Raw genomic sequence first — 25,850 nt, 5'->3', positions numbered from 1 at the left:
GCCAGGGTGCGATAGCCCGACGGCGCCTTGGCGGCGAGCTCGGTGAAGGCAGCCTCCGCCTCCGCGTGCTTGTCCTGCTCGGACAGCTCGGCGGCCTTCTCGAAGGCGGCGCCGGCCTCGGCGGCCTTCCTGGCCTCCAGGTACTTATAACCCTGCCAGCCGGCGGCGGCGGCCACGACCAGCACCATCAGGGCGATGAAGACAATCGAATACTTGTCCCACAGCTTCTTGAACTGTTCGCGACGTACTTCCTCATCAACTTCGTCAAATAATTCAGACACTTATGCTAATCCCATGCCCATCCGGGTGCGCGCGCCGAAGCGTCCGCGTCAGGAATCCCGTCCCCGCGTGGCGGCGAGGTACCCTAACGATATGGCGCTGGCAAGGCAAAGCGAGCCCGATCAAGGCGTTAACCTCCCGGGAGAGCCCGGGGGCGCCTGCCCGGTTCAGGCTTCCAGGAGCTCCCGCAGCTGCCGTTTCAGCACCTTGCCGTTGGCGTTGCGCGGCAGCGGGTCCGCCGTGATCGCCATGGTCTCGGGAACCTTGTAGTCGGACAGGCGCTCCGCGCACCAGGCACGCAGTGCCTCGCCGGCGACGGGCGCGCGCGTCACCACCACGGCGTGAACGCGCTCGCCCAGCACCGGGCAGGCCTTGGCGATGATCGCGCTCTCGACCACGGCGGGGTGGCTGGCCAACACGGATTCCACCTCGGCCGAATAGATTTTCAGGCCGCCGCGATTGATCATGTCCTTCTGCCGGTCGAACACGCGGACGAACCCTTCCGCATCGACCGAGCCGAGATCACCGGAGTGCCAGAAGCCGGCGGTAAAGCTCTCGGCGGTCGCCTTCGGATTATTCCAATAGCCCTTGATGACGGAGGCGCTCTGGATCCAGAGCTCACCGATCTCGCCGCGAGGCAGCTCGTGCCCGTCCGGATCCACCGCCACGATGCGCGCGCCAGGGCACGGCAGGCCGACGCTGTCGATATGGCTCTCGGTCAGCTCGCCCGGCATGATCGTCGAGGGTGACGTCGTCTCGGTCGCGCCATAGCAGTTCATCAGCTTCAGGCCGGGGATCTTCGCCTTGAGCTTCTCGATGGTCGCGACCGGCATCGGCGCGCCGCCAAAACCGCCGACGCGCCAGCTCGACAGATCGTAGCTGTCGAAGTCAGGCTGAAGCAGACAGAGATTGTACATCGCCGGCACCATCACCGTGTAGGTGACGCGCTCGCGCGCGGCGAGCTTGAGGTAATCGGCCGCCTTGAACTCGGGCATGATGATCAGCGCGCCAAAGCTGCGGATCATGGTCGTGATGTTGGCGACGACACCGGTGACATGGCCGAGCGGCACGGCCGCGATCGAGCGGTCGGCCGCCGTCAATTGCAGGCAGGACACGAACACCATCGAGGAATGGACGATGTTGCAATGGGCGAGCATCGCGCCCTTCGGCTTGCCTGTTGTCCCCGAGGTGTAGAGGATCATCGCGGTATCCTCTTCGCTCACCTCGACCGGCGCCAAGGCTGGCGGGTTGTCGGCGAGCGCGGCGAAACGCGAGCGAGCCGGATCGTCGTCGATCGCGATGCGGTGGACCAGCTCGGGCACGTCCTGCGTACCGGGCAGCCGCTCGGCCAGCGCAGCTTCGTGGATCAGGATCCTGGCGCCGCAATCGGCGAGGACATAGGCGATTTCCGGCTTCTGCTGGCGCGTGCTGAGCAGCACGGTCACCAGCCCCTCATGCGCGGCGGCGAACAGGAGCAGCGGAAATTCGATGCGGTTGCCGAGCAGGATGGCGACACGATCGCCCCGCCGTAATCCCAGCTTGCGAAACCCCGCCGCGATCCGCCTCGCCTGCTCCACCACCTGCCGCCAGCTCAGCCGGACATCGCCTGCGATCAACGCCTCGCCATCGCCGTTGTGGGCGCAGGCGTCCGCAATCATCGCCCACAGGTTCGCCGGCCGGTCGCAAAAGGCCGGCACCATCCGATCGCCAAAGCGCGCCTCGAGCCGCATCGGCGGAATCTGAGATTGCGACCAGTCCATCGGAACGTCCTCGGCTTGTCGTTTTGTCACCTTCCGCGCACGGATAGCCGGATCACGTCTTGTGCTGACCGGCTAAACGCCGATGACGGGAACGCCGATCACGACCGGATGGAACGCGAAGGCCAGCGCGAGATAGGCGACGACGCCGACCGCGACCGCGATCAGATCGTTGCTGACGCCGCCGACTGGAATCGGCGGGCCGCCGGCGTCGGTGCGATGCTTCAGCGAGATGCGATCATACACCGCCCAGCCCAGGAACGAGCCGAACAGGATGATTGAGCCGAGATCGCCATTGGCGAGCAGATGCGCCGCCGCCCACAGCTTGATGCCGGCCAACATCGGATGTTTCAGCGTCGCATAGATGCGGCCGCGCAAATAAGAGGCGACCACCAGGATGACCGCGGGCAGCATCAGCGCGAACGTGATGTGCTTCATCGCCTTCGGCGGATACCAGACATCGATCCAGCCGGAGCTGCGGTAATGGGCGAAGCCCCAGATGATCAGCGCGAGCCCCGCGAACGAGACCAGGGTGTAGAGGATCTTGTAGGTCCCCTCGCCCAGCCTCGCGATGGCCTGCGCGCGCGCCTCACGCTTCGTCGTGAAAGTATGGGCCGCGAAGAACAGCACCAGCCCCAGGATCATCACCACCAGACCCATGACATCCCCTTGCGTCAGACCGTACTCCATCAGCTATCATCTTCACCCCGCGAAACGCAATGCATCAGTCCTTCTCGGCCAGCTTTCCGCTTCGCGCTTCGATCCAGTCTCGTCCCATCGAGATGCTCAACTTCACCAGAGGCGCGGCAATTGTGGAGAAGAGCAGCTTGATCAGATACTGGCCAATGATTGTCGGCATGACGACGCCGGTACCGTAGAACGCGATCGACACAAATATGACGGTGTCCAGCAGCTGAGCCAACATCAGGCTGAGCCATGCCGACAGCACCACCGACCTCTTGCCGAACGCCGTCTGGCGCAATCGGAGGAAGAACGACAGGTCGAAGTGCTGGCTCACCATGTAGGCGATCCAGCCTCCGATCCAGATTCGAACGGACGAGCTGACGACCGTTTCGAAATCCTGCTGGTGGTGCCAGCCTGGAGCTGGCGGGAGATAGGCGGCAAACTCGAAATAGACGGCAGACAAGGCCATGCTGAGCAAGCCCAGATTGATCACCCGCCTGGAATACTCCCTGCCGAACAGCTCAGCGATCGTGTCGACAATGATGAATGTCAGCAGATAGCTGAAGACCGTCGCACTGGCGTCCAGGCCAAAAGGCAGCGCGAACAGTTTCGAGCCGGCGACCGTGCTGGTGATCAGCAGCGACGAATGGAGTGTGAGCAGAAAGAGGAAATAACTGGTCCTGGCGTCCATCGACTCATGGCCCCGGGCAATCTGGCGTTGAAAGGTCAAAGCTACGGGCCCGGACCCCGAAAGACAACTTCTTGTTGAATTCGGCGTCCGGCGGAATATGATCTCGACATTGCAGATAGATCGGACGGTTTATTATGGCCGACAAAATCAGTTTTGATCCGAGAATACTGGATTTTCTTCGAGCCTCCCATGGCCGTTCGCAGGAGGCGATCATCGTCGAATTCCTGCAAACCGCAATCGCGATCAGCCCGGCGGCCGATGCGGGATCAGTCCTGATCGACCACCCCAAAATGGAGAGGCTGGTCCTCTTCAACGAGGACGACTTCCTGTTCGACAAGGAATTGCTGGATCCTCAAGCGCGGGCCCGCTTCCCACCGACGTTGGGCTACCGCGGCACCATCGCCGGCAATTGCTTCCGCACGGGCACGCCGACCGTCTTTTCACGCGCGCAAGGCGGCGAGTTCTACGGCGACAGCCCCATCCAGAACATGGTCTGCTTTCCGATCAAACTAGGAAAAGGCCGCGAACCGTTTGGGGTCGCTTGCTTCCATAACAATATCCAGGAAAAGGTGTTCTCCTCGGAGGATATGCGCGTTCTGGAAGCCTATACCGACATTCTTGCGCTGGCCCTGCATACGCCGCACCCGGAGCTCCAGCTCGATCGTAACGTCTTCATCGTGCATGGACGGGACGAACGGAGTCGGCAGAAACTGGAATCGATCTTGCGTGACAACAGGGTCAATCCGAAGGTGCTGCTGCGAGAAGACAAGAATGCAGCGACGATCCTGTCGGCGCTGGAGGAACTGATCCGAACGTGCAAGGCAGGCTTCATCCTTGCCACGCCCGACGACGTGGGACGCTTGGGAAAAGCCAACGATGAACTCACGGCGCGCGCGCGCGAGAATGTCATCTTCGAGATGGGGCTACTCTTTGCGAAATTCCGCGCGTTCGACCGAGTGGCCATCCTGCTGAAGAAACCACTGAAGCTGCCATCGGATCTCCACGGGGTCACCTATGAGGAGTTCGATCAGATCGAAGACATCGAAGCCACGATCGTGCGCAAGCTAAGCAACTGGAAATTGCTGAACTGAGAAGGCACCTCTCACGGCGATCGAACCGCTCGGGCTGAACGCGAGAGCGGGTCAGTTCGGGGATTGCCGGTTGTCGACATAGCGGATCGCGATTGGCCGGCCCGCCAGCGCGCCGGCAAGGCCGCTGGTGAACTTCAGCGGCAGACATGCGTTCAACGACGCGTTGATGGCGTCGAGATAGCTCGTGCGGATCTCGGAGGGCACGCCCGCGGTCGCGTATGTGAGGCGCGGCGGGCCGATCAGGCCACCCGCCTTGTTGAAGCTGAAGCGCACCGACATCTGCATGCCCGCGCGAGCCTTGTCAGATGGCGGCGACCAGCAGCTGCGCAGCTCGGCGAAGAGATCGCCGATCGTGTCGAGATCGTGACCTGGCTTGCGGTATTTGGCGCGGTCGGCATCGGGCGGCACGCTCTCGATCGTAAGCTGGAGGTTTTGGCCGTAGGGATAGTCGATCTCGGGAATGCAGGGGCCGGGCTCGAGCGGACTGCAATAGGACGGCGTGCAGGGCCGGCCGTCGAGCACGCTGCACGGCTCGTGCGAGAATGGGATCGGATTGATCTGGCGGGATCGCGTGTCGGCGGCAACCGTCGAAATCGCCAGCAGGAGGAAAACAAGGATGCCGCGCCACATGATGCGAGCCCGCAATGCCACCGAGGGAAAGGTGGCATTGTTGGTGAACGCGTCAAGCCCGCACGCGTTCACATGCTCGCGCTCGACCAGTCCGAGCGCGCCCTACCCCTTCTTCTTGACGTCCTTGACGTTGGTGAACTCGATGCCCTCGGCGCGCTCCTTGGTGTAGCCGAGATAGAACTCGTTCCTCGCCAGATACACGGGATCGCCGTCGACGTCGTCGGCGATGCTGGACGTGTTGGCTGCGAGGAAGGTATCGAGCTTCTTGCGGTCCTCCGAGGAGACCCAGCGCGCCAGCTGGAATTCGCTGACCTCGAACTCGACCGGCAGCGAATATTCCGCCTCCAGCCGCGCCTTCAGCACGTCGAGCTGCAGCGCGCCGACCACCCCGACCAGCGCCGGCGCACCGTCGCGCGGACGGAACACCTGCACCACACCCTCCTCCGACATCTGCTGCAGCGCTTCCTTCAGCTTCTTCGCCTTCATCGCGTCGGTGAGGCGCACGCGGCGGACGATTTCCGGCGCGAAGCTCGGCACGCCGACGAAGTTGAAATCCTCGCCCTCGGTCAGCGTGTCGCCGATGCGCAGCGTGCCGTGATTGGGAATGCCGACGACGTCGCCGGCAAAGGCCTCGTCCGCGACCGAGCGGTCCTGCGCGAAGAAGAATTGCGGGCTCGACAGCGGCATGCTCTTGCCGGTGCGCACGAGCTTGGCCTTCATGCCGCGGCTGAGCTTGCCCGAGCAGAGGCGCGCGAAGGCGATGCGGTCGCGATGGTTCGGATCCATGTTCGCCTGGATCTTGAACACGAAGGCGCTCATGCGCGGATCGGTCGCCTCGACCTTGCGCTGGTCGCTGTCCTGCGCGCGCGGCTCGGGCGCGAACTTGCCGAGTCCTTCCAGGAGGTCGCCGACGCCGAAATTGCGCAGCGCGCTGCCGAAATAGACCGGCGTCAGATGGCCTTCGCGGAACGCGTCGAGCTCGAACGGTTTTGACGCCTCGGTGACGAGTTCGAGCTCGTCCTTGACCGCGGATGCGTCGAGATTGGCGTTGAGCTTGGCAAGCTCCGCGATCTCGATCTGCTGCGCCGCGCCGGTCTTGGCGCCGCCGCCTTCGAGCAGACGCACGCCGCCATTGATGACGTCATAGGTGCCGAGAAAGTCGCGGCCGCGGCCGACCGGCCAGGTCATCGGCGTGGTGTCGAGCGCCAGCGTCTTCTCGATCTCGTCGAGCAGCTCGAACACGTCCCGGCTTTCGCGGTCCATCTTGTTGATGAAGGTGATGATCGGAATATCCCGAAGACGACACACCTCGAACAGCTTTCGGGTGCGCGCTTCGATACCCTTGGCGGCGTCGATCACCATCACGGCGGAATCGACCGCCGTGAGCGTGCGATAGGTGTCTTCCGAAAAGTCCTCGTGGCCCGGCGTGTCCAAGAGATTGAACACGAGCCCCTCGAACTCGAAGGTCATCACCGAGGTCACGACCGAGATACCGCGCTCGCGCTCGATCTTCATCCAGTCCGACCGCGTGTTGCGCCGCTCGCCCTTGGCCTTGACCTGGCCGGCGAGATTGATGGCGCCGCCGAACAGCAGCAGCTTCTCGGTCAGCGTGGTCTTGCCGGCGTCCGGATGCGAGATGATCGCAAAGGTGCGCCGCCGCGCCACTTCAGCGGCAAGCGGGGAACGGGCCGGCGATTCGGCGGTGGTGGTGGCGATGTCGGACATGGCGGGAGCGTGTGGCAGGGAAACTGGGCCTGATCAAGCCTCATTTGGTCATTGCGGAGCCCCCCGGCCAGCCCCATATGGGCCGTGGGAGGGACGGCCCTCCTGCTCATCAGCCTATAGCCGCGGGGACGACCCTGCCTTGAACGGAGGGTCGTCATGGCCTGGAGCATCCTGTTCGTCGCCGGTCTTCTCGAGATTATCTGGGCGATCGGCCTGAAATATACCGAAGGCTTTACCAGGCTTGTTCCGTCCGTCGTCACGCTCGCGGCCATGGCCGGCAGCGTCATCCTGCTCGGACTTGCTCTCAAGTCGCTCCCCGTCGGAACCGCCTATGCTGTCTGGACCGGCATTGGCGCCGTCGGCACCGCGACGCTGGGCATCGTCCTGCTCGGCGAACCGGTCACGGCCCTCCGCCTTGCCAGCATCGCCCTGATCGTCGCCGGGATTGTCGGGCTGAAGCTCGTTACTTGACGAAGATCTTGACCGCCCACCAGGTCAGCGCCGCGACGATGGCCGAGGCGGGGATCGTGATCACCCAGGCGTAGACGATCGAGCTTGCGACGTTCCAGCGGACCGCCGAGACGCGGCGGGCGGCGCCGACGCCGACGATGGCACCGGTGATGGTGTGGGTGGTCGAGACGGGAACCCCGAGATAGGTCGCCATGAACAGGGTCGCGGCGCCTCCGGTCTCGGCGCAAAAGCCCTGCATCGGCGTCAATTTCGTGATGCGCAGGCCCATAGTGCGGACGATGCGCCAGCCACCCATCAGCGTGCCCAGCGCCATCGCCGCCTGGCAGGAGAGCACCACCCAGAACGGCACCGAGAACTCGCTGCCGAGATGGCCCTGCGAGTACAGCAGCACCGCGATGATGCCCATGGTCTTCTGCGCGTCGTTGCCGCCATGGCCGAGCGAATAGAGCGAGGCGGAGGCAAATTGCAGAATACGGAAGGCGCGGTCGACCGCGAATGGCGTCGAGCGCACCGAGGCCCAGGACACGATCGCCACCAGCACCATCGCGAGCAAAAAGCCGATCAGCGGCGACAGCACGATCGCCAGCACCGTCTTGGTCAATCCGCTCCACACCGCGGCAGAAATCCCCGCCTTGGCCATGCCGCCGCCGACGAGCCCGCCGATCAGCGCGTGCGACGATGAGGACGGGATGCCGAGCGCCCAGGTCACGAGGTTCCAGACGATGGCGCCGACCAGCGCCGCGAAGATCACCTGGGCATCGACGATCGCGGGATCGATGATGCCGGTGCCGATGGTCTGGGCGACGTGCAGCCCGAACACCATGAAGGCGACGAAATTGAAGAACGCGGCCCAGATGACCGCGAATTGCGGCCGCAGCACGCGGGTCGAGACGATGGTCGCGATCGAATTGGCGGCGTCATGCAGGCCGTTCAGGAAGTCGAACAGCAGCGCGACGGCGATCAAGCCGACCAAGACGGGAAGACCTAACGCGGCATCCACAGCGCGGCCCCTGTCCTAGACTTGCTCGATGACGATGCTGTTGATCTCGTTCGCAACGTCGTCGAAGCGATCGGCCACCTTCTCGAGGTGGTCGTAGATCTCGACGCCGACGATGAAGTCCATCGCACTGCCGTCGCGATGCTTGAGAAACAGCTCCTTCAGCCCGATGTCGTGGAGATCGTCGACGCGGCCCTCCAGCTTGCCAAGCTCTTCGGTGATGGCGGTCAGCATGGCCACATTCGGGCCGATCGATTGCATCAGCGGCAGCGCACGGCCGACCAGATTGGCGCATTCGATCAGAAGCCCGCCGATCTCGCGCATCGGCGGCTCGAAGGTACGGACCTCGAACAGCATCACGGCCTTGGCGGTCTGCTGCATCTGGTCGATGGCGTCGTCCAGCGACGTGATCAGGTTCTTGATGTCGCCGCGATCGAACGGGGTGATGAAGGTGCGGCGCACCGCCGTCAGCACCTCACGGGTGATGTTGTCGGCGTCGTTCTCGAACTGGTTGACGCGCTGACAATAGACCGGCGTCTCCTCGCCCCCGTTGAGCATGCCCTGGAGCGCGATCGAACCCTGGATCACCGTCTGGGCATGCCGGTCGAACAGGTCGAAGAACCGTTCTTCCTTTGGCAGGAAAGCACGAAACCATCGCATCATGGGGATAGGCTACCGGTTGGAAATGGCCCGGCCCGAGGGGCCGTCATGAACCTGTCATAGACCATTTTCGATCCGCGTGCGTGTCATCTCACGCCCGCGGAGCCGGATCATCCACCGGATTATCGCACCATTGGAATTGGTGCGATATCAATCACTTAAAGGGATCGCCGGAAGTAATGCGCGATTTCACCAATGACGCCGCGGCGGAAGGTGAGCACGCAGACCACGAAGATCGAGCCCTGGATCACCGTCACCCACTGGCCGAAACCGGCGAGATATTGCTGCATGGCGATGATCACGAAGGCGCCGACCACGGGGCCGAAGACGGTGCCGAGGCCACCGACCAGCGTCATCAGCACGACTTCGCCTGACATCGACCAATGGACGTCGGTGAGCGAGGCGTTCTGCGCCACGAATACCTTCAGCGCACCGGCAAAACCGGCCAGCGTTCCCGACAGCACGAAGGCGAGGAACTTGTACTGATCGGTCCGGTAGCCGAGCGAGATCGCCCGCGGCTCGTTCTCGCGGATCGCCTTCAGCACCTCGCCAAACGGCGAGTTGATGATGCGGAAGATCAGCAGGAAGCCGGCGAGGAACCCGACCAGCACGACGTAATAGAGCACCGTCGGCTTGGACAGATCCAAGATGCCGAACATATGTCCCTGCGGGATGCCCTGGATGCCGTCCTCACCATGGGTAAACGGGGCCTGGAGGTAGATGAAGTACAGCAGCTGCGACAGTGCCAGCGTGATCATCGAGAAATAGATGCCCTGGCGACGGATCGAGATAAAGCCGGTGATGATCGAGAGCACGAAAGCCGCGGCGATGCCGACGAGGATGCCGAGTTCGGGCGGCAACGCCCACACCTTCAGCGCATGCGCGCTGCAATAGCCGGCGGTCCCCAGGAACATCGCATGGCCGAATGACAACAGGCCGCCATAGCCGATCAGCAGATTGAAGGCGCAGGCGAGCAGCGCGAAGCACAGCGCCTGCATCACGAAGAACGGGTAGACTCCCGTGAATGGCACCGACGCCAGCAGCAGCGCCATCAGTGTGAACGCGATCAGCTCGTCGCGCATGGCGCGAGGGGTCGCCCGCAGCGTGTCGTCCGTCAGGGTTGTCATATCAGGCCGCCCTTCCCGTCAATCCCGTTGGCTTCACCAAGAGTACCAGCACCATCAACACGAACACGACGGTGTTGGAGGCCTCGGGGTAGAAATACTTGGTCAGACCCTCGATCACGCCGAGCGCGAAGCCGGTGATGATGGAGCCCATGATCGATCCCATGCCGCCGATCACGACCACCGCGAACACGACGATGATGAGATCCGCGCCCATCAGCGGCCGCACCTGGTTGATCGGCGCCGAGAGCACGCCCGCGAGCGCCGCAAGGCCGACGCCGAGGCCGTAAGTGAGCGTGATCATGCGCGGCACGTTGATGCCGAAGGCGCGCACCAGCGTCGGATTTTCGGTGGCGGCACGCAGGTAAGCGCCGAGCTGCGTCTTCTCGATCAGGAACCAGGTCGCGAGACACACCACCAGCGAGAACACGACCACCCAGCCGCGATAGACGGGTAAGAACATGAAGCCGAGGTTCATGCCGCCCTTGAGCTGGTCCGGAATGGCGTAAGGCAGGCCGGACGAGCCGAAATAGTTCTGGAACACGCCCTGCACGATCAGCGCGATGCCGAAGGTCAGGAGCAGGCCGTAGAGGTGATCGAGCCCGGTCAGCCATTGCAGCATGGTCCGTTCCAGGATCATGCCGAAGATGCCGACGATGATGGGCGCCAGCAACAGCGCCCACCAGTAGTTGATGCCGCCGAGGTTGAGGAGGAAATAGGCGACGAAGGCGCCCATCATGTAGACCGCGCCATGGGCGAAATTGATGATGTTGAGCATGCCGAAGATCACGGCAAGCCCGAGACTGAGCAGCGCGTAGAACGAGCCGTTGATCAGTCCCACCAGTAACTGTGCGTAGAGAGCCTGCATCGGGATTAGCTTCCGCCACCAAAATGAAAGCCCGCCAGCGGCACGACCGCGCGGCGGGCCACGAGAGTTACTTCTTCACCAGCGGACAGACGCTCTCGGAGAGCGGCCGGAACGCCTGGTCCGCGGGGACGGTGCCCACCAGCTTGTAGTAGTCCCACGGCCCCTTCGACTCCGAGGGCTTCTTGACCTCGAACAGGTAGGCCGGGTGAATCTTGCGGCCATCGACCCGGATACTGCCCTGGCCGAACAGCGGATCGTCGGTCGGCATCGACTTCATCTTCTCGACCGCCTTGGCGCCGTCATGCGGATTGCCGCCCATCGCCTCCAGCGCCTTGAAGTAATGGATCAGCCCCGAATAGACACCGGCCTGCACCATCGAAGGCATCGCCTTGTTCTTCATGCGCTCGGAAAAGCGCTTGGCGAAGGCGCGCGTTCCGTCGTTGAGATCCCAATAGAAGGTCTCGGTGAAATTGAGCCCTTGCGCCACGTTGAGTCCCAGCGAATGAACATCGGTGATGAACAAGAGCAGTCCGGCAAGCTTCTGCCCGCCGGCAACGATGCCGAACTCGGCGGCCTGCTTGATCGAATTGGTGGTATCGCCGCCGGCATTCGCAAGTCCGACGATCTTCGCCTTCGATGCCTGCGCCTGCAAAAGGAACGAGGAGAAGTCCGACGAATTGAGCGGGTGCTTGACGCTGCCGAGCACCTTGCCGCCGGCCTTTTGCACCACCGCCGTGGTGTCGCGCTCCAGGGCCGCGCCGAACGCATAGTCGGCCGTGAGGAAGTACCAGGTATCGCCGCCGGCCTTCACCAGCGCCTGACCGGTGCTGTTGGCCAGCATGTAGGTGTCATAGACCCAATGGATGGTATTCGGCGAACATTGGGCGTTCGTCAGATCCGAGGTCGCCGCACCTGTGTCGATCAGGATCGAATTCTTCTCCTTGACGACATTGTTGACCGCGAGTGCGACACCGGAGTTCAGCACGTCCATGAAGATGTCGACCTTGTCGACGTCGATCCATTGGCGCGCGATGGTGGTGGCGATATCGGGCTTGTTCTGATGGTCGGCCGAGATCAAGTCTATCTTCCAGCCCTTGGCGGCAAGCCCGGAATCCTCGATCGCCATCTGAGCGGCCAGCGTGGAGCCCGCACCACCGAGGTCGGAATAAAGACCGGAATTATCGGTCAGCACGCCGATCTTGACGGTCTTGTCCTGTGCCGACGCGCCGTTCGCGACGAATCCCAACGCCATGCCGAGAAGAAGTGCAGAAAAACGCTGTTTCATAATTCCCTCCGGGAAATCCACTATTGAATGCGTCGAGGCGTCAGACGCCGAGATAGGTATGCAGCTTGTCCATGTTCGCGGACAGTTCCGAATTCGCAAAACCGTCGATCACCTTGCCGTGCTCGACGATGTAATAGCGGTCGGCCACGGTCGATGCGAACCGGAAGTTTTGCTCGACCAGGAGGATCGTGAAACCCTCCTTCTTGAGCCGCGCAATGGTGTGGCCGATCTGCTGGATGATGACGGGCGCAAGGCCCTCGGTCGGCTCGTCCAGCATCAGGAAACTCGCGCCGGTCCGCAGGATGCGCGCGATCGCCAGCATCTGCTGTTCACCGCCCGACAGCTTGGTGCCCTGGCTGTTGAGCCGCTCCTTCAGGTTCGGGAACAGGTCGAAGATCTGATCGAGCGGCAGTCCGCCTTCACGAACCACCGGCGGCAGCATCAGATTCTCCCGCACGTCGAGACTGGAGAATATCCCCCGCTCTTCCGGGCAGAACGCGATGCCCATGCGCGCGATCTTGTCGGAGGTCGCGCGGATGATCTCCTGGTTGTTGAACTTCACCGAGCCGGCACGCTTGCCGATGATGCCCATGATCGACTTCAGCGTGGTCGTCTTGCCGGCGCCGTTGCGCCCGAGCAGGGTGACGACCTCGCCCGCATTCACGTCGAAATTGATCCCGTGCAGGATGTGGGACTCGCCGTACCAGGCTTCGAGGTTGCGGACCTGAAGGATGTTTCCGCCGGTCGCAGCCTTGGCCGGAGCCTCGGCAATCGCAGTGTCAGGCATGACCGGCTCCCAGATAGGCTTCCTTGACGCGCTCGTCCTTGGTGAGCTCGCTGTAATGGCCTTGCGCCAGCACCTGCCCGCGCGTCAGCACGGTGATGATGTCGGAGAGATTGGCCACGACGCTCAGATTATGCTCGACCATCAGGATGGTATACTTCGCGGAGATACGCTTGATCAGCGCCGCGATCTTGTCGATGTCCTCGTGGCCCATGCCGGCCATCGGCTCGTCCAGCAGCATCATCTCCGGGTCGAGCGCGAGCGTGGTTGCGATCTCCAGTGCACGCTTGCGCCCATAGGGCATCTCGACCGCAGGCGTGTTGGCAAACTCGTTGAGGCCGACATCGTTCAACAATTCGCGCGCGCGATCGTTGAAGCGGTTGAGCACCGACTTGGAGCGCCAGAAATCGAACGAAGAGCCGTGCTGGCGCTGAAGCGCGACACGGACGTTCTCCAGCGCGGTGAGATGCGGAAACACCGCAGAAATCTGGAACGAACGAACAAGCCCCAGGCGCGCCACGTCAGCCGGCGCCATCGCGGTGATGTCCTGCCCCTTGTAAAGGATTTTTCCGGCAGACGGCTTGAGGAACTTGGTCAGAAGATTGAAGCAGGTCGTTTTGCCGGCCCCGTTCGGGCCGATTAACGCATGAATGCTGCCACGGCGAACCTTGAGCGCAACGTCGCGGACGGCGAAGAAGCCCGCGAACTCCTTGGTCAAGCCTTCCGTTTCAAGAATAAACTCATCGGCCAAACAGATTTCCCCCTGCCCGCGCGGCGCGCGTGGCTATCCTTGTTGCTTCGGCTTTCCGGGAGGCCTTGGAGCCTATCCGGAACGCCGCCTCCGAGCGCGGAATATGCCGGAGGTGACGGGGGTTAGGCAAGGCGGAAAGCTGAGCAGATCAGGCCTCCGGCTGGGATACAAATGCTCCCTTAGTCGGAGACGTTTTGAAGTCGTGCCTGCCCGGCCTCCCGGTTCGCGAAAGCACCGGTCATCAAGCCGTCGTTAACGGTCTTTCGTCTGGCGCGCCAGTCTTCATAGAAAATTTTCCCGCAAGCTGGATCATGCGCGGGTTTTGACGTTCCGGGAATATTGTCTTGGATTTCGCAAGCGCCGCTCCTTCCGTCGTCAAGTCGATCAGACAACGTGATCTCCTGAACACGTGGCTGCGACTTTACGCGCGTCAGCAGATCGCGCCGGCGGTCTGGGAGTATCAGCCTGCGCGGCTCGAGGAAGAGCTGTCCGATCTCATCTATTACACGGTGGACGCTGCGACGCCGGCGCCGCGCCTCACCATCCAGAGCGAAAACACGCGCATCTCGCACGCCTATGGACATACCGGCAAGGGTGTTCTGCTCGACGATTATCTCGGGCCGCGACTCGCGCCGTTCGTGGTGCCGATCTATCACGAATGCGTGGCGCGCGGGCTGCCCGTCTACAGCGTTGCTGATGTCGAGGACATCTACGGGCGTATCGTCGCTTATGAACGGCTGCTGCTGCCTTTCCAGACTGACGGCACGGTCTGTCACGTCATCGCCTCGGTCAAGACCTTCTGCGAGGACGGCGGCTTCGAGATCAAGAATCTGATGCGCGGAAATGACGCGCCGCCGCGTCCGAAGCTGCGCGCGGTGATCGACCGCGAGCTGTTTCATCGGGCGCCTGGTCGCATCGCGACGGCCGAATTGGTCGAGTTCGCGGACCAGCCCGGCATCCCCACCGAGATCATCGAGCTGAACTAGCAGTCAGCCCTTCTTGCCGCCGACTTCCTTGGCATAGATGTCCGGCTTGAAGCCGACCAGCAGCTTGCCGCCGATTTCCAGCACCGGCCGCTTGATCATCGATGGTTGTGCCAGCATCAGCGCCAGCGCCTTCTTCTCGCTCAAACCTTCCTTGTCGGAATCGGGGAGTTTCTTGAACGTCGTCCCGGCGCGATTGAGCAGCGTCTCCCAACCGACCTTGTCGCTCCACTGCTTGAGCTTGTCCTTTTCCACACCCGCCGCCTTGTAGTCGTGAAACGCGTAAGGCACGCCATTTGTGTCGAGCCAGGCACGTGCCTTCTTCATGGTGTCGCAGTTCTTGATGCCGTAGATGATGTTGGGCAAGACGTTCCTCGCGCATGGCATATCGTGATGTCCGTGGCGTTGTACGAAACTCCGGTTCGCGCGACAATATTGCGAACGACGCCAGCTCACCCGAACGGACATCCCATGCACGTCACCCACGATCCCGCGGCCGCCGCCACGCCGACCATCGACTTCAACAGCTTCCTCGCGGTCGATATTCGCGTCGGGACCATCGTTGATGCCAAGCCGTTCCCCGAGGCGCGCAAGCCGGCCTTTCGGCTCTGGATCGACTTCGGACCCACAATCGGTGTGCGCAAGAGCTCGGCCCAGATCACGGAAAATCATCCGCTCGAGAAATTGGTGGGGCAACAGGTCGCAGCAGTCGTCAATTTCCCGCCGCGCCAGATCGGACCTGTTGTCTCGGAGGTGCTAACACTCGGTTTCCCCGATGCCGACGGCAAGGTCGTGCTGGTGCAGCCGAGCAAGCCAGTGCCGAACGGCGGACGGTTGTTCTAGTCGCGCGATCGAGGCCGGCGCGTCGCCTCGGTCGGGCATTCGCGAGGCCTCATCCTCCTCTTTCCCAGTCCGGCCGGCCCGGACTTGACCAAACTCATTTGCGGTAATAAAACTAACTGACTGATCGTTTTTTATTATAGACGGCTTGCCTTAAGCTCAATCGTCACCAACATAAAAATGATCATCCTGTCAGTTATTTAGGGACCGCCAAATGCCCAAGATCAGCGACAAGCAACGCGAAGGCCGGCGGCAGCAGATCCTCGAAGCGGCCCTCGCCTGCTTCTCCGACGACGGTTTTCACCAGACCGGCATGGCCGACATCGTAAAGCGGTCCGGACTGAGCCATGGCGCGGTCTATCTCTACTTCCAGAGCAAGGACGACCTGATCGAGGCGCTCGCCGACGACCGGCATCGCCGCGAAGCCGTGCTCAATTCGGTCGCGCAAGGATCCGGCGATCCGATCGAAGGACTTCACGCCCTGATCCGCGTCTACGCTCAATGGCTGACCGACCCCGCCGGCGAAGCGCGCCGCCGTGTCGGCATCCATGGCTGGGCCGAAGCCCTGCGCAACCGCCGCGTCCGCACCAGCGTCGTCGAAGGCATCGACATGCCGCGCGCTCTGATCGTGGCGCTGGTCGAACGCGCCCAGCACGAGGGCCTCATCCGGCGCGACCTCGGCGCGGACGCGATCGCACGCGTGCTGATCGCGATCTTCCAGGGTTTTGTGCTGCAAAAATGCTGGGGCGACGAATTCGACGTCGAGGCCTGCATGACGGCCGTCACCGGTGTGATCGACGGCTTCCGCACGACCAGACCTGACATCAAGCGGCGAACCAGGACGTAGGCGATGCCCGGGATGCACGACCTCCTTGCTGGCGCCGGCGTCGGCCTGGTCAGCGGATTGACATCGGGCTTCATGGGAACGAGCCCGGGTGGCGGCCTCGTGATCTTCAGCGTGCTGCTGCTCGGCGCCGAGCAGCACGTCGCGCAGGGAACGTCGCTGATCACACAAATCCCGCCGACCGGCCTCGCGGGCGCGCGCCGCTACTGGCAGAACGGCAATCGCAGCCCCTTGCCGTGGATCATCTGGATCGGCATCGGCTTTCTCGTCGGCGGTGCCGGCGGCGGTTACGCCGCGGCAGCGGTTTCTAACCAGGTTTTGCAATGGACTTATGTCGCCTATCTCGTCGGGCTGATCGCCCTGCTGATCCTGCGCCGCGATCGCAAGAACGGCAGCCGCGAGGCCGGCGACCAGGACCAACTGCCCTGGCTACCCCTGCTCCTTATCGGTCTGCTTGCCGGATTTTCCTCCGGCTTCATGGGCATCGGCGGGGGCCTGGCGATCACGGTCGGCCTTGCTGCGGGCCTGCGCGTGCCGCAGCATCAGGCACAGCTCGTCAGCCTCGTCTTCTCGATCATCCCGACCAACCTTCCGGCAGCCTGGATCTACTGGAGCAAGGGCCTGATGGTCGGCTGGCCGGCGATCATCGGCATTCTTGCCGGTCTCTGGGTGGGCTCCGATCTCGGCGCACGCATGGCCAACGGCGTCAGCAAATCGGTGCTACGCCGGGTCATGATCGCCTTCATCTCGCTGATGGCGCTCTACATGACCCACAAGGCGCTGGCCTGACCCTACGGCCGCCGCGGAATGTTCAGCCCGCGCTGCACCGCCGGACGCGCAAGCCCGCGTTCGAGCCAGGCACCCACAGATTTGAACTGGGGGAATTCGACGAGATCACCCGCGCCGTAGAAACCGATGAGATTGCGTACCCAGCCGAGCATGGAGATGTCGGCAATGGTGTAGTCGTCATTCATGAACCATTGCCGTCCCGCCAGATGCGTCTCCATCACGCCGAGCAGGCGCTTGGCTTCGGCGACGTAGCGGTCACGGGGCCGTTTGTCCTCAAAATCCTTGCCGGCGAATTTGTGGAAGAAGCCGACCTGGCCGAACATCGGCCCGACGCCGCCCATCTGGAAGTGCAGCCACTGAAGCGTCTGGTAACGGCGCGCGGCGTCCTCCGGCAGGAGCTTACCGGTCTTCTCGGCGAGGTATTGCAGGATCGCTCCGGACTCGAACAGCGGCAGCGGCCTGCCACCGGGGCCGTTGGGATCGAGAATCGCCGGGATCTTGCCGTTCGGATTGAGCGAGAGAAACTCCGGCGTCTCCTGGTCGTCCTTGCCGAAATCGACGAGATGGACCTCGTAGGGCAGTCCGATCTCCTCCAGCATGATCGAGACCTTGACGCCGTTCGGCGTCGGCAGCGAATAGAGCTGCAGCAACTCCGGATGCTTGGCCGGCCAGCGCTTGATGATGGGATAGGCGGAGAGATCGGACATCGGGACCTTTGGTGCGTGAACTGAGGCGCACCTAATCTAGGCGACGCGAATGGCGCAAGTCACGATCCGTCCTCACGATCCGTCGGCAATGCCACGCCTACGGAGGAAGTGTCGCCATCACCACAATCGGGGTCATTGCCTCATGTTGCAGCCGATACTCGATGAACCGTTGGCCCGAGATCAATAGCACGGCCGTAAAGGCGGCTGCGAGCATCGCGGTCGCCCATTGGCAGACGTCGTACATCGTGTTGTCCCTCAGCATCCTTTGCGTAAACGTCAGCTCGAGCGCCATGTTCCGAGTCGGCTAGAAATATTGCTACTTTTTCCCGGATTATACGACGAAGCCATCACACTGTTCCATCCGCGCGCGCAGGGACCATCGGCCCTTCCGAGCGTTGTCGCCGAATGAACATTGAGAAGCGCGCCCTGCTCGACCACGCTGAACGCTGTCGCCGCGTCGCCGAAGATCTCGCGCATGGTGAAGCCGCGCTGCGGCTGCAGTCGATGGCCGAGGCGTACGAGGAGAGAGCGGCAAGACTGGACGACGATGGCGTCTGCCTGAAGCACAGACATCGTTGTCGCGGCCATACGGGAGACGGAAGCGATTGCGAGGAATGAGGCTTCAGTAGTTGATCTCCATTCTCAGCCCTCGGGGATCAATCTCGTCACCGCCGACGCGCTGGGTGCTGTCGCGCGCGGCGACCGCGCAGGCGCAGGCATCGATGAGATCGTCGCGGCCGATGCCGGTGCCGAGGCGAAGCGTCAGCCATTTCTCGACCTTGGTGAAGCCTCGGTCTCTCAGCAGCGCAATGCGCTGGGTTCGACCGCATGGCGACGTCTTCGGTTCAAGCCGCATCCGCCCGGCGAGATTCCAGAAGATCAATTCCGGATGCGCTTCGCCGATCGTCGCTTGCCGCGTCGGCGTCATGGCATCGTCGACCTCCCTGAGCTTGTCTCTGATGTTCCAGAGCTGCGCCGACACGCCCCTGCCCTTGCCTTCGTGCTTCCAATAGTAGCGATTGGCGGCCGCCATGTCCGGGAACGTCCAGAGCTCACGGCGCGCGCCGAGGAACACGGCGGGGCCGATCAATGCACGCGCGCGCAGATCGCAAAGGCGATAGCCGCTTGGGTTCAATCCGATCGGCATGTCGATCGTCGCGCGCGCATGCGGCATCGCGAGCAGGCGCTTCAGGCCCGGCGAATAGTCGAAGCCGTGATCGCCGCGCTCGTCGATCCAGGCTGCGACCCAGCCGAAGCGAAATCCGTCGAGGCCGAGATAGTTTGGCACGTCATGCGCCGTCATTTTCAGTTTTCGCGCGCGCCTCTGATTTTTTCTCTTCGGGGTGGCTCACGTCTCATCTCGTCAGATATTCGCGCATCAAGGCGCGGGCGCGATGCAGGCGAGCCTTCACCGTCTGCCGGGTTGCCCCGAGCGCAGCGGCAATTTCATCAATGGTCATTTCCTCGACGTCGCGCATCAGCGCGACGTCGAGATAGTGCGGCGGCAGCGCCTCGAACGCCGCGGCCACGTCGAGGCGCAGATCGGCTTCGGGACGCAGCAGCAATGCTGCCTCCACTTCACTCTCATCGACAGCCGGGACAAGACCCGCCCTGCGCGCCAGCCGCAGGCACTCACGGCGAACCACGCTGAACAGCCAGGCCGAAAACGCCAGCAGCGAGTGGATCGTGCCGACACGGCGGAACAGGATCCACAGTGCCTCCTGCGTCGCATCCTCGGCATCCGCCGAGCTGCGGCAGGTTGCGCGTGCGTAGCGGCGGATATCCGGCTGCGCCGTCTCGAGCAGGCACGCGATCGCCCTGATATCGCCGAGCCGCGCGGCTTCGAACAGGTTCGGCGAGATCTCAGCCGCACTCACGATGCACCTCCTCGCCCGATCCCTGCCATCGCGCACATGGGACAATAGCCGACGAAGCCGGTCAGCGCGAAGCCGGCGCCGCCCAGCGCGACCAGCCACGCCATCCCGCCCGCCAGATAAACCAATGCCGCGACCGCCAACGCGACGCCCAAGGCGACCCGCACCGTCTGCTGCAGGCCGCCGATGTTCTTCCTGTAAAATGCCATCGCATCCTCCGAGATGAGCCGAGGCCAATTGCCTCGACCATCAAGAGGGCGCGGCGACCGAAAAGGATTCGCGGCCGCCGACAAATTTTTCGCGGGTCAGCCCCCGACGGCCTGATAGGCCAGGCGCTTGAACTCGAAGAAGAAGGGATTCCAGAAGCCCATGTAGCGTTGGGCCATCAGCACGCCGGCGGTATTGGCCTCAGGGCAGATCCACCAATGGGTGCCGGCAAGGCCGCCCCACTGGAATTCACCGGTCGAATTCGGGGGATCGAACGGCATCGGCGCGAAGGTGACGGCACCGCCGAGACCAAAACCCTTGCCGGGGATCGGGCCGAGATTGGCGAAGCGGATGGTTTGGCCCGCAGGCAACTGGTTCGTCATCATCTGCCGCAGCGTCTCCGGCTTGAGCAGCGCATCCGACCCCGGCAACAATGCCCGCACCAGCGCGAGCATGTCCGGCAGGGTCGAGACCAGACCGCCGCCGCCCGAGAGCCGCGGGAACGGCCGCCGATAGGCTTGCGGAAAAGGAAGATTGTCCGCGCGCGTGAGGCCCGGCTTCATCGGATCGAGCACATCAGCGCCATTATAGAGCGCAACCAGCCTGCCCTGCTGCGCGTCCGGAACATGGAATCCGGTGTCCGTCATACCGAGCGGATCGAAGATGCGCGCTTTCAGGAAGGCATCGAGGGACTTGCCCGAGACGACCTCCACGACGCGGCCGAGCACGTCGGTTGCCACCGAATATTCCCAGGCCGTGCCGGGATGATACGACAGCGGCAGATCGGCGAGCTTGTCGATCATATCAGTGAGCGGCGTCAGCGGATTGAGCACGCGCGCTTCGTTATAGCCTTTGAACAGCACGGTGCCGGGATCGAAAATGCCGTAGCTGAGACCGGAAGTGTGGGTCAGAAGCTGCCGGATCGTGATCGGGCTTTTCGCCGGCTCGACGTCAGCAAGACCAGCCGCGCCCTGCTTCAGCACCTTGCGATTGCCGAGTTGCGGCAGGAATGTCTCGATCGGATCATCGAGCCCTATACGTCCTTCCTCGACGAGGAGCATGATGGCGCAGGTGACGAAGATCTTGGTGTTGGAGAACGCGCGGAAGATGTGGTCGGGCCGCAGCGCAGTGTTCGCCTCGCGGTCGGCAAAGCCGACGCATTGCTGGTCGACCACCTCGCGTCCGCGCAGCACGGCCCAGGATGCACCCGGAATGATCTCCTGATCGACGTAGCGCTGCATTGCCGTCCGTGCGGCGGAAAAATCGCTGACCCTGGCGTCCATGTGTCTCCCCGAATTTGTGGTTGGGACGGATATAGCGTGCTTTCGCAGGAAATGAAGTCCGCAGCGCCTATCGGTGCTTCATGAACGCGGTAACGTGCAGGCATCGGCGGATGCGCATGCCCTGCCGCTGGTACAGCGCAATCGCCGACGAGTTGCTGGAAAACACGTGCAGGAATGGAATTTCCCCGCGCGCCTCGATCCCGCGCGCGACGGCCGCAAGCAACGCCTGCGCATAGCCGCGACCACGATAATCGGGATGCACGCAGACGGCCGTCATCTCGGTGAACTTGCCCGGCTTCATCCGCTCGCCAGTCATCGCGACCAATTCGTCCCCGGCGCGAATGCCGAGGAACGTGCCGAGCTCGTGGGTCCGCAGCGCAAATGGACCAGGCTTGGTCAGCTCCACCAGCGCCGTCATGGCAGGCACATCGGCCGGCCCCAGCGTGACGATCTCGGCGTCGCGCAGCGGACTGTCGGCAGGCGAGCCGATCATCTGCTCGCAGGGCCCGGCGAGCACGACCTTGAAACCGGCGGGAACGTCGACTGCCTCCGGTGTGAACAGCGCAGCGACCTGCGAGCCCGACAGGAGATCACCGAGCGCGGCAAAGCTCGCCGCGGACATGTCGGCCATGTCGGCAAACGGCGTCATGTCGACGGGATAGCGCAGTGCTCGCGGGCCGCCTTCGGCCAGATGCTTGTGGCTGGTCGTCAGCGCGCTCCAGATCGGGCGATCCAGCAGCGCCTCATCGTTATCGGACACCGGCCTAGTCCTTGTCGAAGCTGACGATGACGGCGGCGTTGGCGATGAGGATGGGGTCGTTTGCCACCTCCGTGGCCGAGGGAATCTCCAGCCCACCCTTGACCGCCGTCACGGTCACCGTGCCGTAAGGCAGCTCCTTGGCCACGGCTTCCTTGTCCACCGCTTCGGGATTGGGCACCGCGATCGTGACATCGACGAACATGTCGTTGGCGGTCTTGCCGATCATCCGGAAGAATCCGAGGCTCGAATGCCGGATGGCATCCGACACAGCCCGCTTCGCTGCCTTGGTGGCGTCCCTGCCGTGGACGTCGACGCCCATGCCCATCTCGGTGATACAGCGAACGCGAGTCATTTCATATTCCTGTCATTGGTTCGGTGATTGGGAGTGTCGGTGATTGAGCCGCTCGGCACAAGATCTCTCGTGTCCCGGACGCGCTGCAACGCTTTAGCGTTGCTGCGCAGAGCCGGGACCCAGGAGGCCGCAGAGTTCGCCGATGCGTGGGCCCCGGCTCTGCAGCGCACCGCCAAGAGGCGCTGCGCTGGGTCCGGGGCACGACCTCCATCGATCACGCCTTCGCCTTCTCATGCGCCCGCAGCTCGTCGACCAGCACCCGTACATTCTCCGAATAGTCGATCGGGATCGAAACGAGGTGCACGCCGCCTTCCTTGAAAGCGGCGTCGAGCGTCGGGCCAAAGCTATCGATGCTCGTAATGCGATGCCCCTTCGCACCGTAGGCCTTGGCGTAGAGGACGAAATCGGGGTTGCCAAAAGTCATGCCGTAATCGGCAAAATGATCGACGGCCTGCTTCCAGCGGATCATGCCGTAGGCGTTGTCCTCGAGCACCAGGACGACGAGGTTGAGCTTGAGGCGGACGGCCGTCTCCATCTCCTGGCTGTTCATCATGAAGCCGCCGTCGCCGGCGACCGCGAGCACGCGGCGATCGGGATAAAGCATCGCGGCCATCATCGCCGACGGCAGGCCGGCGCCCATGGTCGCCAGCGCATTGTCGAGCAGCAGCGTGTTGGCGACGCGGGTGCGGTAGTTGCGCGCAAACCAGATCTTGTACATGCCGTTGTCGAGCGCAACGATGCCGTTCTCGGGGATCACCTGCCTGATGTCGTGCACGATGCGCTGCGGCGTCGGCGGCCAGCGCGCCTCGGTGGCGCGGTCGGCGATATGCATGAGGATTTCTTCGCGCAGCGGCAGCAGCGCCGCAGCCTGCGGCAGCTTGCCTTCGAGCCGATCGGCGAGCAGCTCCAGGCTCGGGCCGACATCGCCGACAACCTCGGCGTCAGGAAAATAGACCTGCTCGACACTGGCCGAAGTATAGCTGACATGAATGACCTTCGGCCCTGATGGCCCCATGATGAACGGCGGCTTCTCGATCGGGTCGTGACCGATCGCGACGATCAGGTCGGCGGCGTCGATGGCGTCATGGACATAGTCGCGCTCGGACAGCGCGGCAGTGCCCATGTAGAGATTGGTGCCGCCGGGCACGGTGCCCTTGCCCATTTGCGTCGTGAAGAACGGAATGCCGGTGCGTCGCACGAAGCTTGCGATGCCGTGGGTCGAGCGCGGCCGGCTGGTCGCCGCGCCCATCATCACCAGCGGGTACTTTGCGGTCAAAATCATCTCGGCCGCGCGGTCGAGCGCGGCGCGATGGGCGACCGGGATCTCGATCGGATGGATCGGGATCACGGGAACGGCGGGCACCTCGTCGCCGGCAATGTCCTCGGGCAGTTCGAGATGCACCGGGCCGGGCCGCTCCTCCATGGCGACACGAAAGGCGTCGCGCACCACGGTCGGAATGCTGGAGGCGCTGATGATCTGCCGCGACAGCTTCGTCAGCGGCTTCATGGTCGCGACCACGTCCACGATCTGGAAGCGCGCCTGCCGGCTGCTCATGATCGGCTTTTGGCCGGTGATCAGGATCATCGGCATCCCGCCGAGATGCGCATAGGCCGCACCCGTCGACAGGTTGAGGGCACCGGGGCCGAGCGTCGACAGACAAACGCCGGGCTTGCCGGTCAGCCGGCCGTGCGTGGCGGCCATGAAGGCGGCGGCCTGCTCGTGGCGGGTCAGGACCAGCTCGATCTTGGAGGTGCGCAGCGATTCCACGAGGTCGAGATTTTCCTCGCCGGGGATACCAAAGATCCGATCGACGCCCTCGTTCTCCAATGCCGCGACAAACAGGTCCGATCCTTTGACTTTGGGTTCCTGTCCGCTCATGCCGCCTCCGCTTGCTGCTGGCTCCCGTGTTCCGGGAACGGCCGCATCGTAGCGATATGCGGCCTCAGCACAATTCACAAAGCGGCGCATCTGCATCAACAGCGTCATTGTAAGCGCAGCGAAGCAATCCAGAATCTTTCCACAGAGACAGCCTGGATTGCTTCGCTGCGCTCGCAATGACGGAGCATTGACGGGCGGCATTCTCCGCTCTCGGGTCCCGGACGCGCTGCAACGCCCTTCGCGTTGCTGCGCAGCGGCCGGGCACGAGACCGTCGCGAAATAACGGACATGAGTTCGCATCCTCGCGGCTCATTTCGCCCGAGCTTTGCTTCATCTCGACACCCTCCGTCAGAGGGCGCAGGGAAGACCGGGTGCCGGCCGGGCACCCACGGTCCACTGTGCGACGATTGCGCTACAAGCGGCTGCACAGCGGCATACAGGTGAAGCCCAACATCCGGCCTTCCCTGCGCAGTGGTTTGACGGCTTATGCCGAGCTCTCCCCGGGGAGCGATGCACTATTGCCCCCGTCGCCTTGCGGATGACTGATGCGCGCGGTCCGGTCGGGCCGCTGCATCACCACAAGACTTGGCGCCAGACCCCGGGCGCCAGGACGACACGGTTTTGCCATACGCTTGTCACACCGGTCGTATGCGCGAAGGTATTCGCTCACGGTTCTTGCCGCCCTGCCAAGCCTGTCGCGCCGATGTGACGAAGCGTCCACCGCAGCTCACCCCACGTTCGTGACGATCGCGATACGCCCCTCTGACCGGGGTAAGTTGGCCAAGGAATGCGCCAAAGCCGAACTTCTGTAAAGGCGAATATTTTTGTTGGAGCACGTTGCCCCACGGCTCGTGTGTTTTGCGCGTCGGGCAACACAACAGCTTGTAGGTGCGCCGGATGGATGAGCGAAACGCAATACGCCCTCCGTGCCAGATGTTGCAAGCCGTGCGCAGCATGCTATCGCTCGCCTCATGACGCCGAAAAACTTCGAAGCACGCTGCCTGCGCCTGCCGGCTGCCACCAAGGTGGTGCAGTGGGAGGGCACGTCCGTGTTCAAGGTCGGCGGGAAGATGTTCGCTCTCGGCGGCGGCTTTGCCGCAAGCTCCGGCGGCTACATGTTCAAGGTCTCGGATATGGCCTATGCGATGTTGATCGAGCATGGCGTGGCGCGGCGAGCGCCGTACCTTGCGCGCGCCAAATGGGTGCAGCTCGTCAGCAACAGCGCCCTCCCCGATGCCGAGCTCACGGGCTATCTCGCGCAGGCCCATACGCTGATCGTCGCCAAGTTGACGCGGAAGGTCCGCAGGGAACTGGGCCTCGCCGAGCCGGTACGCCCGTGACCAACCCGGCGCAATCAACCGAACAAATTGACCTCCACGAAATATCTGACTAAAGTCAGACATCATGTTGGATCCGATTTCTCGCGTTCGCCGCTTCAACCGCGCCGTCACCTCCGCGGTAGGCGCACTCGATACCTCGTTCCTGGGCCGCGGCCGGCCGCTCGGCGCGGCGCGCGTCCTCAATGCGATCGGGCA

General features: G+C 63.1%; 31 protein-coding genes and 1 pseudogene. 9 read left to right on the top strand and 23 right to left on the bottom strand.

Going from position 1 to position 25,850, the window contains the following annotated elements:
• From MOV74_RS08540 to MOV74_RS08525, 4 genes are all read right to left on the bottom strand, one after another.
• On the bottom strand, positions 1-281 hold a 281-nt coding region (locus MOV74_RS08540), incomplete at its 3' end, for a tetratricopeptide repeat protein (RefSeq protein WP_246920012.1).
• A 165-nt stretch (positions 282-446) separates the two neighbouring features.
• The gene (locus MOV74_RS08535; protein WP_246920015.1) at positions 447-2,039 is read right to left on the bottom strand and encodes a class I adenylate-forming enzyme family protein; all 1,593 of its coding nucleotides are present in this window, start codon (positions 2,037-2,039) and stop codon (positions 447-449) included.
• A 72-nt stretch (positions 2,040-2,111) separates the two neighbouring features.
• Entirely contained in the window at positions 2,112-2,696 is a 585-nt protein-coding gene (locus MOV74_RS08530; RefSeq protein ID WP_246920014.1) for an NnrU family protein, read from the bottom strand.
• 64 nt (positions 2,697-2,760) lie between these two features.
• Positions 2,761-3,411, bottom strand: coding sequence for a queuosine precursor transporter (locus MOV74_RS08525; RefSeq protein ID WP_246920011.1), 651 nt, complete (start codon positions 3,409-3,411; stop codon positions 2,761-2,763).
• A 134-nt stretch (positions 3,412-3,545) separates the two neighbouring features.
• On the opposite strand from MOV74_RS08525, the gene MOV74_RS08520 reads away from it, so the two are divergent.
• A complete protein-coding gene (locus tag MOV74_RS08520) occupies positions 3,546-4,502 on the top strand; it encodes a TIR domain-containing protein (protein WP_246920010.1) in 957 nt (318 codons plus the stop codon).
• 51 nt (positions 4,503-4,553) lie between these two features.
• Here the strand turns inward: MOV74_RS08520 and MOV74_RS08515 are convergent, their stop codons facing one another.
• Complete coding sequence (locus MOV74_RS08515; protein ID WP_246920009.1) at positions 4,554-5,132, bottom strand: hypothetical protein; 579 nt, start codon at positions 5,130-5,132, stop codon at positions 4,554-4,556.
• Positions 5,133-5,234: 102 nt separating this feature from the next.
• Positions 5,235-6,857 (bottom strand): peptide chain release factor 3, encoded by a 1,623-nt coding sequence (locus tag MOV74_RS08510; RefSeq protein ID WP_246920008.1) that lies wholly within the window; start codon positions 6,855-6,857, stop codon positions 5,235-5,237.
• A 156-nt stretch (positions 6,858-7,013) separates the two neighbouring features.
• Between MOV74_RS08510 and sugE the strand changes: the two genes are divergently transcribed.
• On the top strand, positions 7,014-7,328 hold the full coding sequence (sugE, locus tag MOV74_RS08505; protein ID WP_246920007.1) for a quaternary ammonium compound efflux SMR transporter SugE: 315 nt from the start codon (positions 7,014-7,016) through the stop codon (positions 7,326-7,328).
• Here the strand turns inward: sugE and MOV74_RS08500 are convergent.
• From MOV74_RS08500 to MOV74_RS08470, 7 genes are all read right to left on the bottom strand, one after another.
• Positions 7,321-8,328: an inorganic phosphate transporter gene (locus MOV74_RS08500; protein ID WP_246920006.1), complete on the bottom strand. Its 1,008-nt coding sequence runs from the start codon at positions 8,326-8,328 to the stop codon at positions 7,321-7,323. The genes sugE and MOV74_RS08500 overlap by 8 nt on opposite strands.
• A 15-nt stretch (positions 8,329-8,343) precedes the next feature.
• Positions 8,344-8,988, bottom strand: coding sequence for a DUF47 domain-containing protein (locus MOV74_RS08495; RefSeq protein WP_246920005.1), 645 nt, complete (start codon positions 8,986-8,988; stop codon positions 8,344-8,346).
• 155 nt (positions 8,989-9,143) lie between these two features.
• A complete protein-coding gene (locus MOV74_RS08490) occupies positions 9,144-10,112 on the bottom strand; it encodes a branched-chain amino acid ABC transporter permease (protein WP_246920004.1) in 969 nt (322 codons plus the stop codon).
• Between the two features lies 1 nt (position 10,113).
• Entirely contained in the window at positions 10,114-10,977 is an 864-nt protein-coding gene (locus MOV74_RS08485; RefSeq protein ID WP_246920001.1) for a branched-chain amino acid ABC transporter permease, read from the bottom strand.
• Between the two features lie 67 nt (positions 10,978-11,044).
• Positions 11,045-12,262 (bottom strand): ABC transporter substrate-binding protein, encoded by a 1,218-nt coding sequence (locus MOV74_RS08480; RefSeq protein WP_246919998.1) that lies wholly within the window; start codon positions 12,260-12,262, stop codon positions 11,045-11,047.
• A 40-nt stretch (positions 12,263-12,302) separates the two neighbouring features.
• A complete protein-coding gene (locus MOV74_RS08475) occupies positions 12,303-13,049 on the bottom strand; it encodes an ABC transporter ATP-binding protein (RefSeq protein WP_246919995.1) in 747 nt (248 codons plus the stop codon).
• Positions 13,042-13,797, bottom strand: a complete 756-nt coding sequence (locus tag MOV74_RS08470) for an ABC transporter ATP-binding protein (RefSeq protein ID WP_036034135.1) — start codon at positions 13,795-13,797, stop codon at positions 13,042-13,044. The genes MOV74_RS08475 and MOV74_RS08470 overlap by 8 nt, the downstream gene beginning before the upstream one ends.
• A 344-nt stretch (positions 13,798-14,141) precedes the next feature.
• Between MOV74_RS08470 and MOV74_RS08465 the strand changes: the two genes are divergently transcribed.
• On the top strand, positions 14,142-14,783 hold the full coding sequence (locus tag MOV74_RS08465) for a hypothetical protein (protein WP_246919993.1): 642 nt from the start codon (positions 14,142-14,144) through the stop codon (positions 14,781-14,783).
• Between the two features lie 3 nt (positions 14,784-14,786).
• On the opposite strand, the gene MOV74_RS08460 is transcribed toward MOV74_RS08465, so the two are convergent.
• Complete coding sequence (locus MOV74_RS08460; protein WP_246919991.1) at positions 14,787-15,146, bottom strand: ArsC family reductase; 360 nt, start codon at positions 15,144-15,146, stop codon at positions 14,787-14,789.
• A 105-nt stretch (positions 15,147-15,251) separates the two neighbouring features.
• On the opposite strand from MOV74_RS08460, the gene MOV74_RS08455 reads away from it, so the two are divergent.
• The 3 genes from MOV74_RS08455 to MOV74_RS08445 all read left to right on the top strand — a co-directional run bounded on the left by MOV74_RS08455 (position 15,252) and on the right by MOV74_RS08445 (position 17,253).
• Positions 15,252-15,623, top strand: a complete 372-nt coding sequence (locus MOV74_RS08455; RefSeq protein ID WP_246919990.1) for a tRNA-binding protein — start codon at positions 15,252-15,254, stop codon at positions 15,621-15,623.
• A gap of 211 nt (positions 15,624-15,834) precedes the next feature.
• Positions 15,835-16,467: a TetR/AcrR family transcriptional regulator gene (locus tag MOV74_RS08450; RefSeq protein WP_246919989.1), complete on the top strand. Its 633-nt coding sequence runs from the start codon at positions 15,835-15,837 to the stop codon at positions 16,465-16,467.
• A 3-nt stretch (positions 16,468-16,470) separates the two neighbouring features.
• Entirely contained in the window at positions 16,471-17,253 is a 783-nt protein-coding gene (locus MOV74_RS08445; RefSeq protein ID WP_246919988.1) for a sulfite exporter TauE/SafE family protein, read from the top strand.
• A 2-nt stretch (positions 17,254-17,255) separates the two neighbouring features.
• Here the strand turns inward: MOV74_RS08445 and MOV74_RS08440 are convergent, their stop codons facing one another.
• On the bottom strand, positions 17,256-17,960 hold the full coding sequence (locus tag MOV74_RS08440) for a glutathione S-transferase family protein (protein ID WP_246919987.1): 705 nt from the start codon (positions 17,958-17,960) through the stop codon (positions 17,256-17,258).
• 97 nt (positions 17,961-18,057) lie between these two features.
• Positions 18,058-18,252, bottom strand: coding sequence for a hypothetical protein (locus MOV74_RS08435; protein WP_246919985.1), 195 nt, complete (start codon positions 18,250-18,252; stop codon positions 18,058-18,060).
• Positions 18,253-18,365: 113 nt separating this feature from the next.
• Here MOV74_RS08435 and MOV74_RS08430 point away from each other — a divergent pair, with 113 nt between their 5' ends.
• Complete coding sequence (locus MOV74_RS08430; RefSeq protein WP_246919982.1) at positions 18,366-18,578, top strand: hypothetical protein; 213 nt, start codon at positions 18,366-18,368, stop codon at positions 18,576-18,578.
• A gap of 4 nt (positions 18,579-18,582) precedes the next feature.
• Here MOV74_RS08430 and MOV74_RS08425 read toward each other — a convergent pair whose 3' ends face one another.
• From MOV74_RS08425 to MOV74_RS08395, 7 genes are all read right to left on the bottom strand, one after another.
• Positions 18,583-19,248 (bottom strand): DUF429 domain-containing protein, encoded by a 666-nt coding sequence (locus MOV74_RS08425; RefSeq protein ID WP_246920013.1) that lies wholly within the window; start codon positions 19,246-19,248, stop codon positions 18,583-18,585.
• A 67-nt stretch (positions 19,249-19,315) separates the two neighbouring features.
• Positions 19,316-19,837, bottom strand: a complete 522-nt coding sequence (locus MOV74_RS08420) for an RNA polymerase sigma factor (protein ID WP_246919981.1) — start codon at positions 19,835-19,837, stop codon at positions 19,316-19,318.
• The gene (locus MOV74_RS08415) at positions 19,834-20,043 is read right to left on the bottom strand and encodes a DUF2892 domain-containing protein (protein WP_246919980.1); all 210 of its coding nucleotides are present in this window, start codon (positions 20,041-20,043) and stop codon (positions 19,834-19,836) included. The genes MOV74_RS08420 and MOV74_RS08415 overlap by 4 nt, the downstream gene beginning before the upstream one ends.
• Positions 20,044-20,139: 96 nt before the next feature.
• Complete coding sequence (locus tag MOV74_RS08410; protein ID WP_246919979.1) at positions 20,140-21,324, bottom strand: serine hydrolase; 1,185 nt, start codon at positions 21,322-21,324, stop codon at positions 20,140-20,142.
• A gap of 67 nt (positions 21,325-21,391) precedes the next feature.
• Positions 21,392-22,084: a GNAT family N-acetyltransferase gene (locus tag MOV74_RS08405; RefSeq protein ID WP_246919978.1), complete on the bottom strand. Its 693-nt coding sequence runs from the start codon at positions 22,082-22,084 to the stop codon at positions 21,392-21,394.
• 4 nt (positions 22,085-22,088) lie between these two features.
• Complete coding sequence (locus MOV74_RS08400) at positions 22,089-22,436, bottom strand: Lin0512 family protein (protein WP_014495864.1); 348 nt, start codon at positions 22,434-22,436, stop codon at positions 22,089-22,091.
• A 214-nt stretch (positions 22,437-22,650) separates the two neighbouring features.
• Positions 22,651-24,315 carry an acetolactate synthase large subunit gene (locus MOV74_RS08395; protein WP_246919977.1) on the bottom strand — a complete coding sequence of 555 codons (1,665 nt, stop codon included), beginning with the start codon at positions 24,313-24,315 and terminating at the stop codon, positions 22,651-22,653.
• Between the two features lie 971 nt (positions 24,316-25,286).
• On the opposite strand from MOV74_RS08395, the gene MOV74_RS08390 reads away from it, so the two are divergent.
• Both MOV74_RS08390 and MOV74_RS08385 read left to right on the top strand, forming a co-directional pair.
• The gene (locus MOV74_RS08390) at positions 25,287-25,655 is read left to right on the top strand and encodes an MmcQ/YjbR family DNA-binding protein (RefSeq protein ID WP_246919975.1); all 369 of its coding nucleotides are present in this window, start codon (positions 25,287-25,289) and stop codon (positions 25,653-25,655) included.
• A gap of 64 nt (positions 25,656-25,719) precedes the next feature.
• Positions 25,720-25,850: pseudogene (locus MOV74_RS08385) on the top strand (PadR family transcriptional regulator); the annotation flags it as partial.

The sequence above is a fragment of the Bradyrhizobium sp. SHOUNA76 genome, assembly GCF_023006445.1.
GTDB lineage: Bacteria > Pseudomonadota > Alphaproteobacteria > Rhizobiales > Xanthobacteraceae > Bradyrhizobium.
This window is presented reverse-complemented; position numbering and strand designations above follow the sequence as displayed.

Coding starts and splice junctions, on each gene's coding strand:
- MOV74_RS08530 (WP_246920014.1), bottom strand. CDS start 2,696: ATGGGTCTGGTGGTGATGATCCTGGGGCTGGTGCTGTTCTTCGCGGCC.
- MOV74_RS08510 (WP_246920008.1), bottom strand. CDS start 6,857: ATGTCCGACATCGCCACCACCACCGCCGAATCGCCGGCCCGTTCCCCG.
- MOV74_RS08415 (WP_246919980.1), bottom strand. CDS start 20,043: ATGGCATTTTACAGGAAGAACATCGGCGGCCTGCAGCAGACGGTGCGG.
- MOV74_RS08525 (WP_246920011.1), bottom strand. CDS start 3,411: ATGGACGCCAGGACCAGTTATTTCCTCTTTCTGCTCACACTCCATTCG.
- MOV74_RS08430 (WP_246919982.1), top strand. CDS start 18,366: ATGAACATTGAGAAGCGCGCCCTGCTCGACCACGCTGAACGCTGTCGC.
- MOV74_RS08450 (WP_246919989.1), top strand. CDS start 15,835: ATGCCCAAGATCAGCGACAAGCAACGCGAAGGCCGGCGGCAGCAGATC.
- MOV74_RS08490 (WP_246920004.1), bottom strand. CDS start 10,112: ATGACAACCCTGACGGACGACACGCTGCGGGCGACCCCTCGCGCCATG.
- MOV74_RS08435 (WP_246919985.1), bottom strand. CDS start 18,252: ATGGCGCTCGAGCTGACGTTTACGCAAAGGATGCTGAGGGACAACACG.
- MOV74_RS08440 (WP_246919987.1), bottom strand. CDS start 17,960: ATGTCCGATCTCTCCGCCTATCCCATCATCAAGCGCTGGCCGGCCAAG.
- MOV74_RS08445 (WP_246919988.1), top strand. CDS start 16,471: ATGCCCGGGATGCACGACCTCCTTGCTGGCGCCGGCGTCGGCCTGGTC.
- MOV74_RS08515 (WP_246920009.1), bottom strand. CDS start 5,132: ATGTGGCGCGGCATCCTTGTTTTCCTCCTGCTGGCGATTTCGACGGTT.
- MOV74_RS08390 (WP_246919975.1), top strand. CDS start 25,287: ATGACGCCGAAAAACTTCGAAGCACGCTGCCTGCGCCTGCCGGCTGCC.
- MOV74_RS08455 (WP_246919990.1), top strand. CDS start 15,252: ATGCACGTCACCCACGATCCCGCGGCCGCCGCCACGCCGACCATCGAC.
- MOV74_RS08480 (WP_246919998.1), bottom strand. CDS start 12,262: ATGAAACAGCGTTTTTCTGCACTTCTTCTCGGCATGGCGTTGGGATTC.
- MOV74_RS08520 (WP_246920010.1), top strand. CDS start 3,546: ATGGCCGACAAAATCAGTTTTGATCCGAGAATACTGGATTTTCTTCGA.
- MOV74_RS08535 (WP_246920015.1), bottom strand. CDS start 2,039: ATGGACTGGTCGCAATCTCAGATTCCGCCGATGCGGCTCGAGGCGCGC.
- MOV74_RS08410 (WP_246919979.1), bottom strand. CDS start 21,324: ATGGACGCCAGGGTCAGCGATTTTTCCGCCGCACGGACGGCAATGCAG.
- sugE (WP_246920007.1), top strand. CDS start 7,014: ATGGCCTGGAGCATCCTGTTCGTCGCCGGTCTTCTCGAGATTATCTGG.
- MOV74_RS08395 (WP_246919977.1), bottom strand. CDS start 24,315: ATGAGCGGACAGGAACCCAAAGTCAAAGGATCGGACCTGTTTGTCGCG.
- MOV74_RS08400 (WP_014495864.1), bottom strand. CDS start 22,436: ATGACTCGCGTTCGCTGTATCACCGAGATGGGCATGGGCGTCGACGTC.
- MOV74_RS08485 (WP_246920001.1), bottom strand. CDS start 10,977: ATGCAGGCTCTCTACGCACAGTTACTGGTGGGACTGATCAACGGCTCG.
- MOV74_RS08475 (WP_246919995.1), bottom strand. CDS start 13,049: ATGCCTGACACTGCGATTGCCGAGGCTCCGGCCAAGGCTGCGACCGGC.
- MOV74_RS08495 (WP_246920005.1), bottom strand. CDS start 8,988: ATGATGCGATGGTTTCGTGCTTTCCTGCCAAAGGAAGAACGGTTCTTC.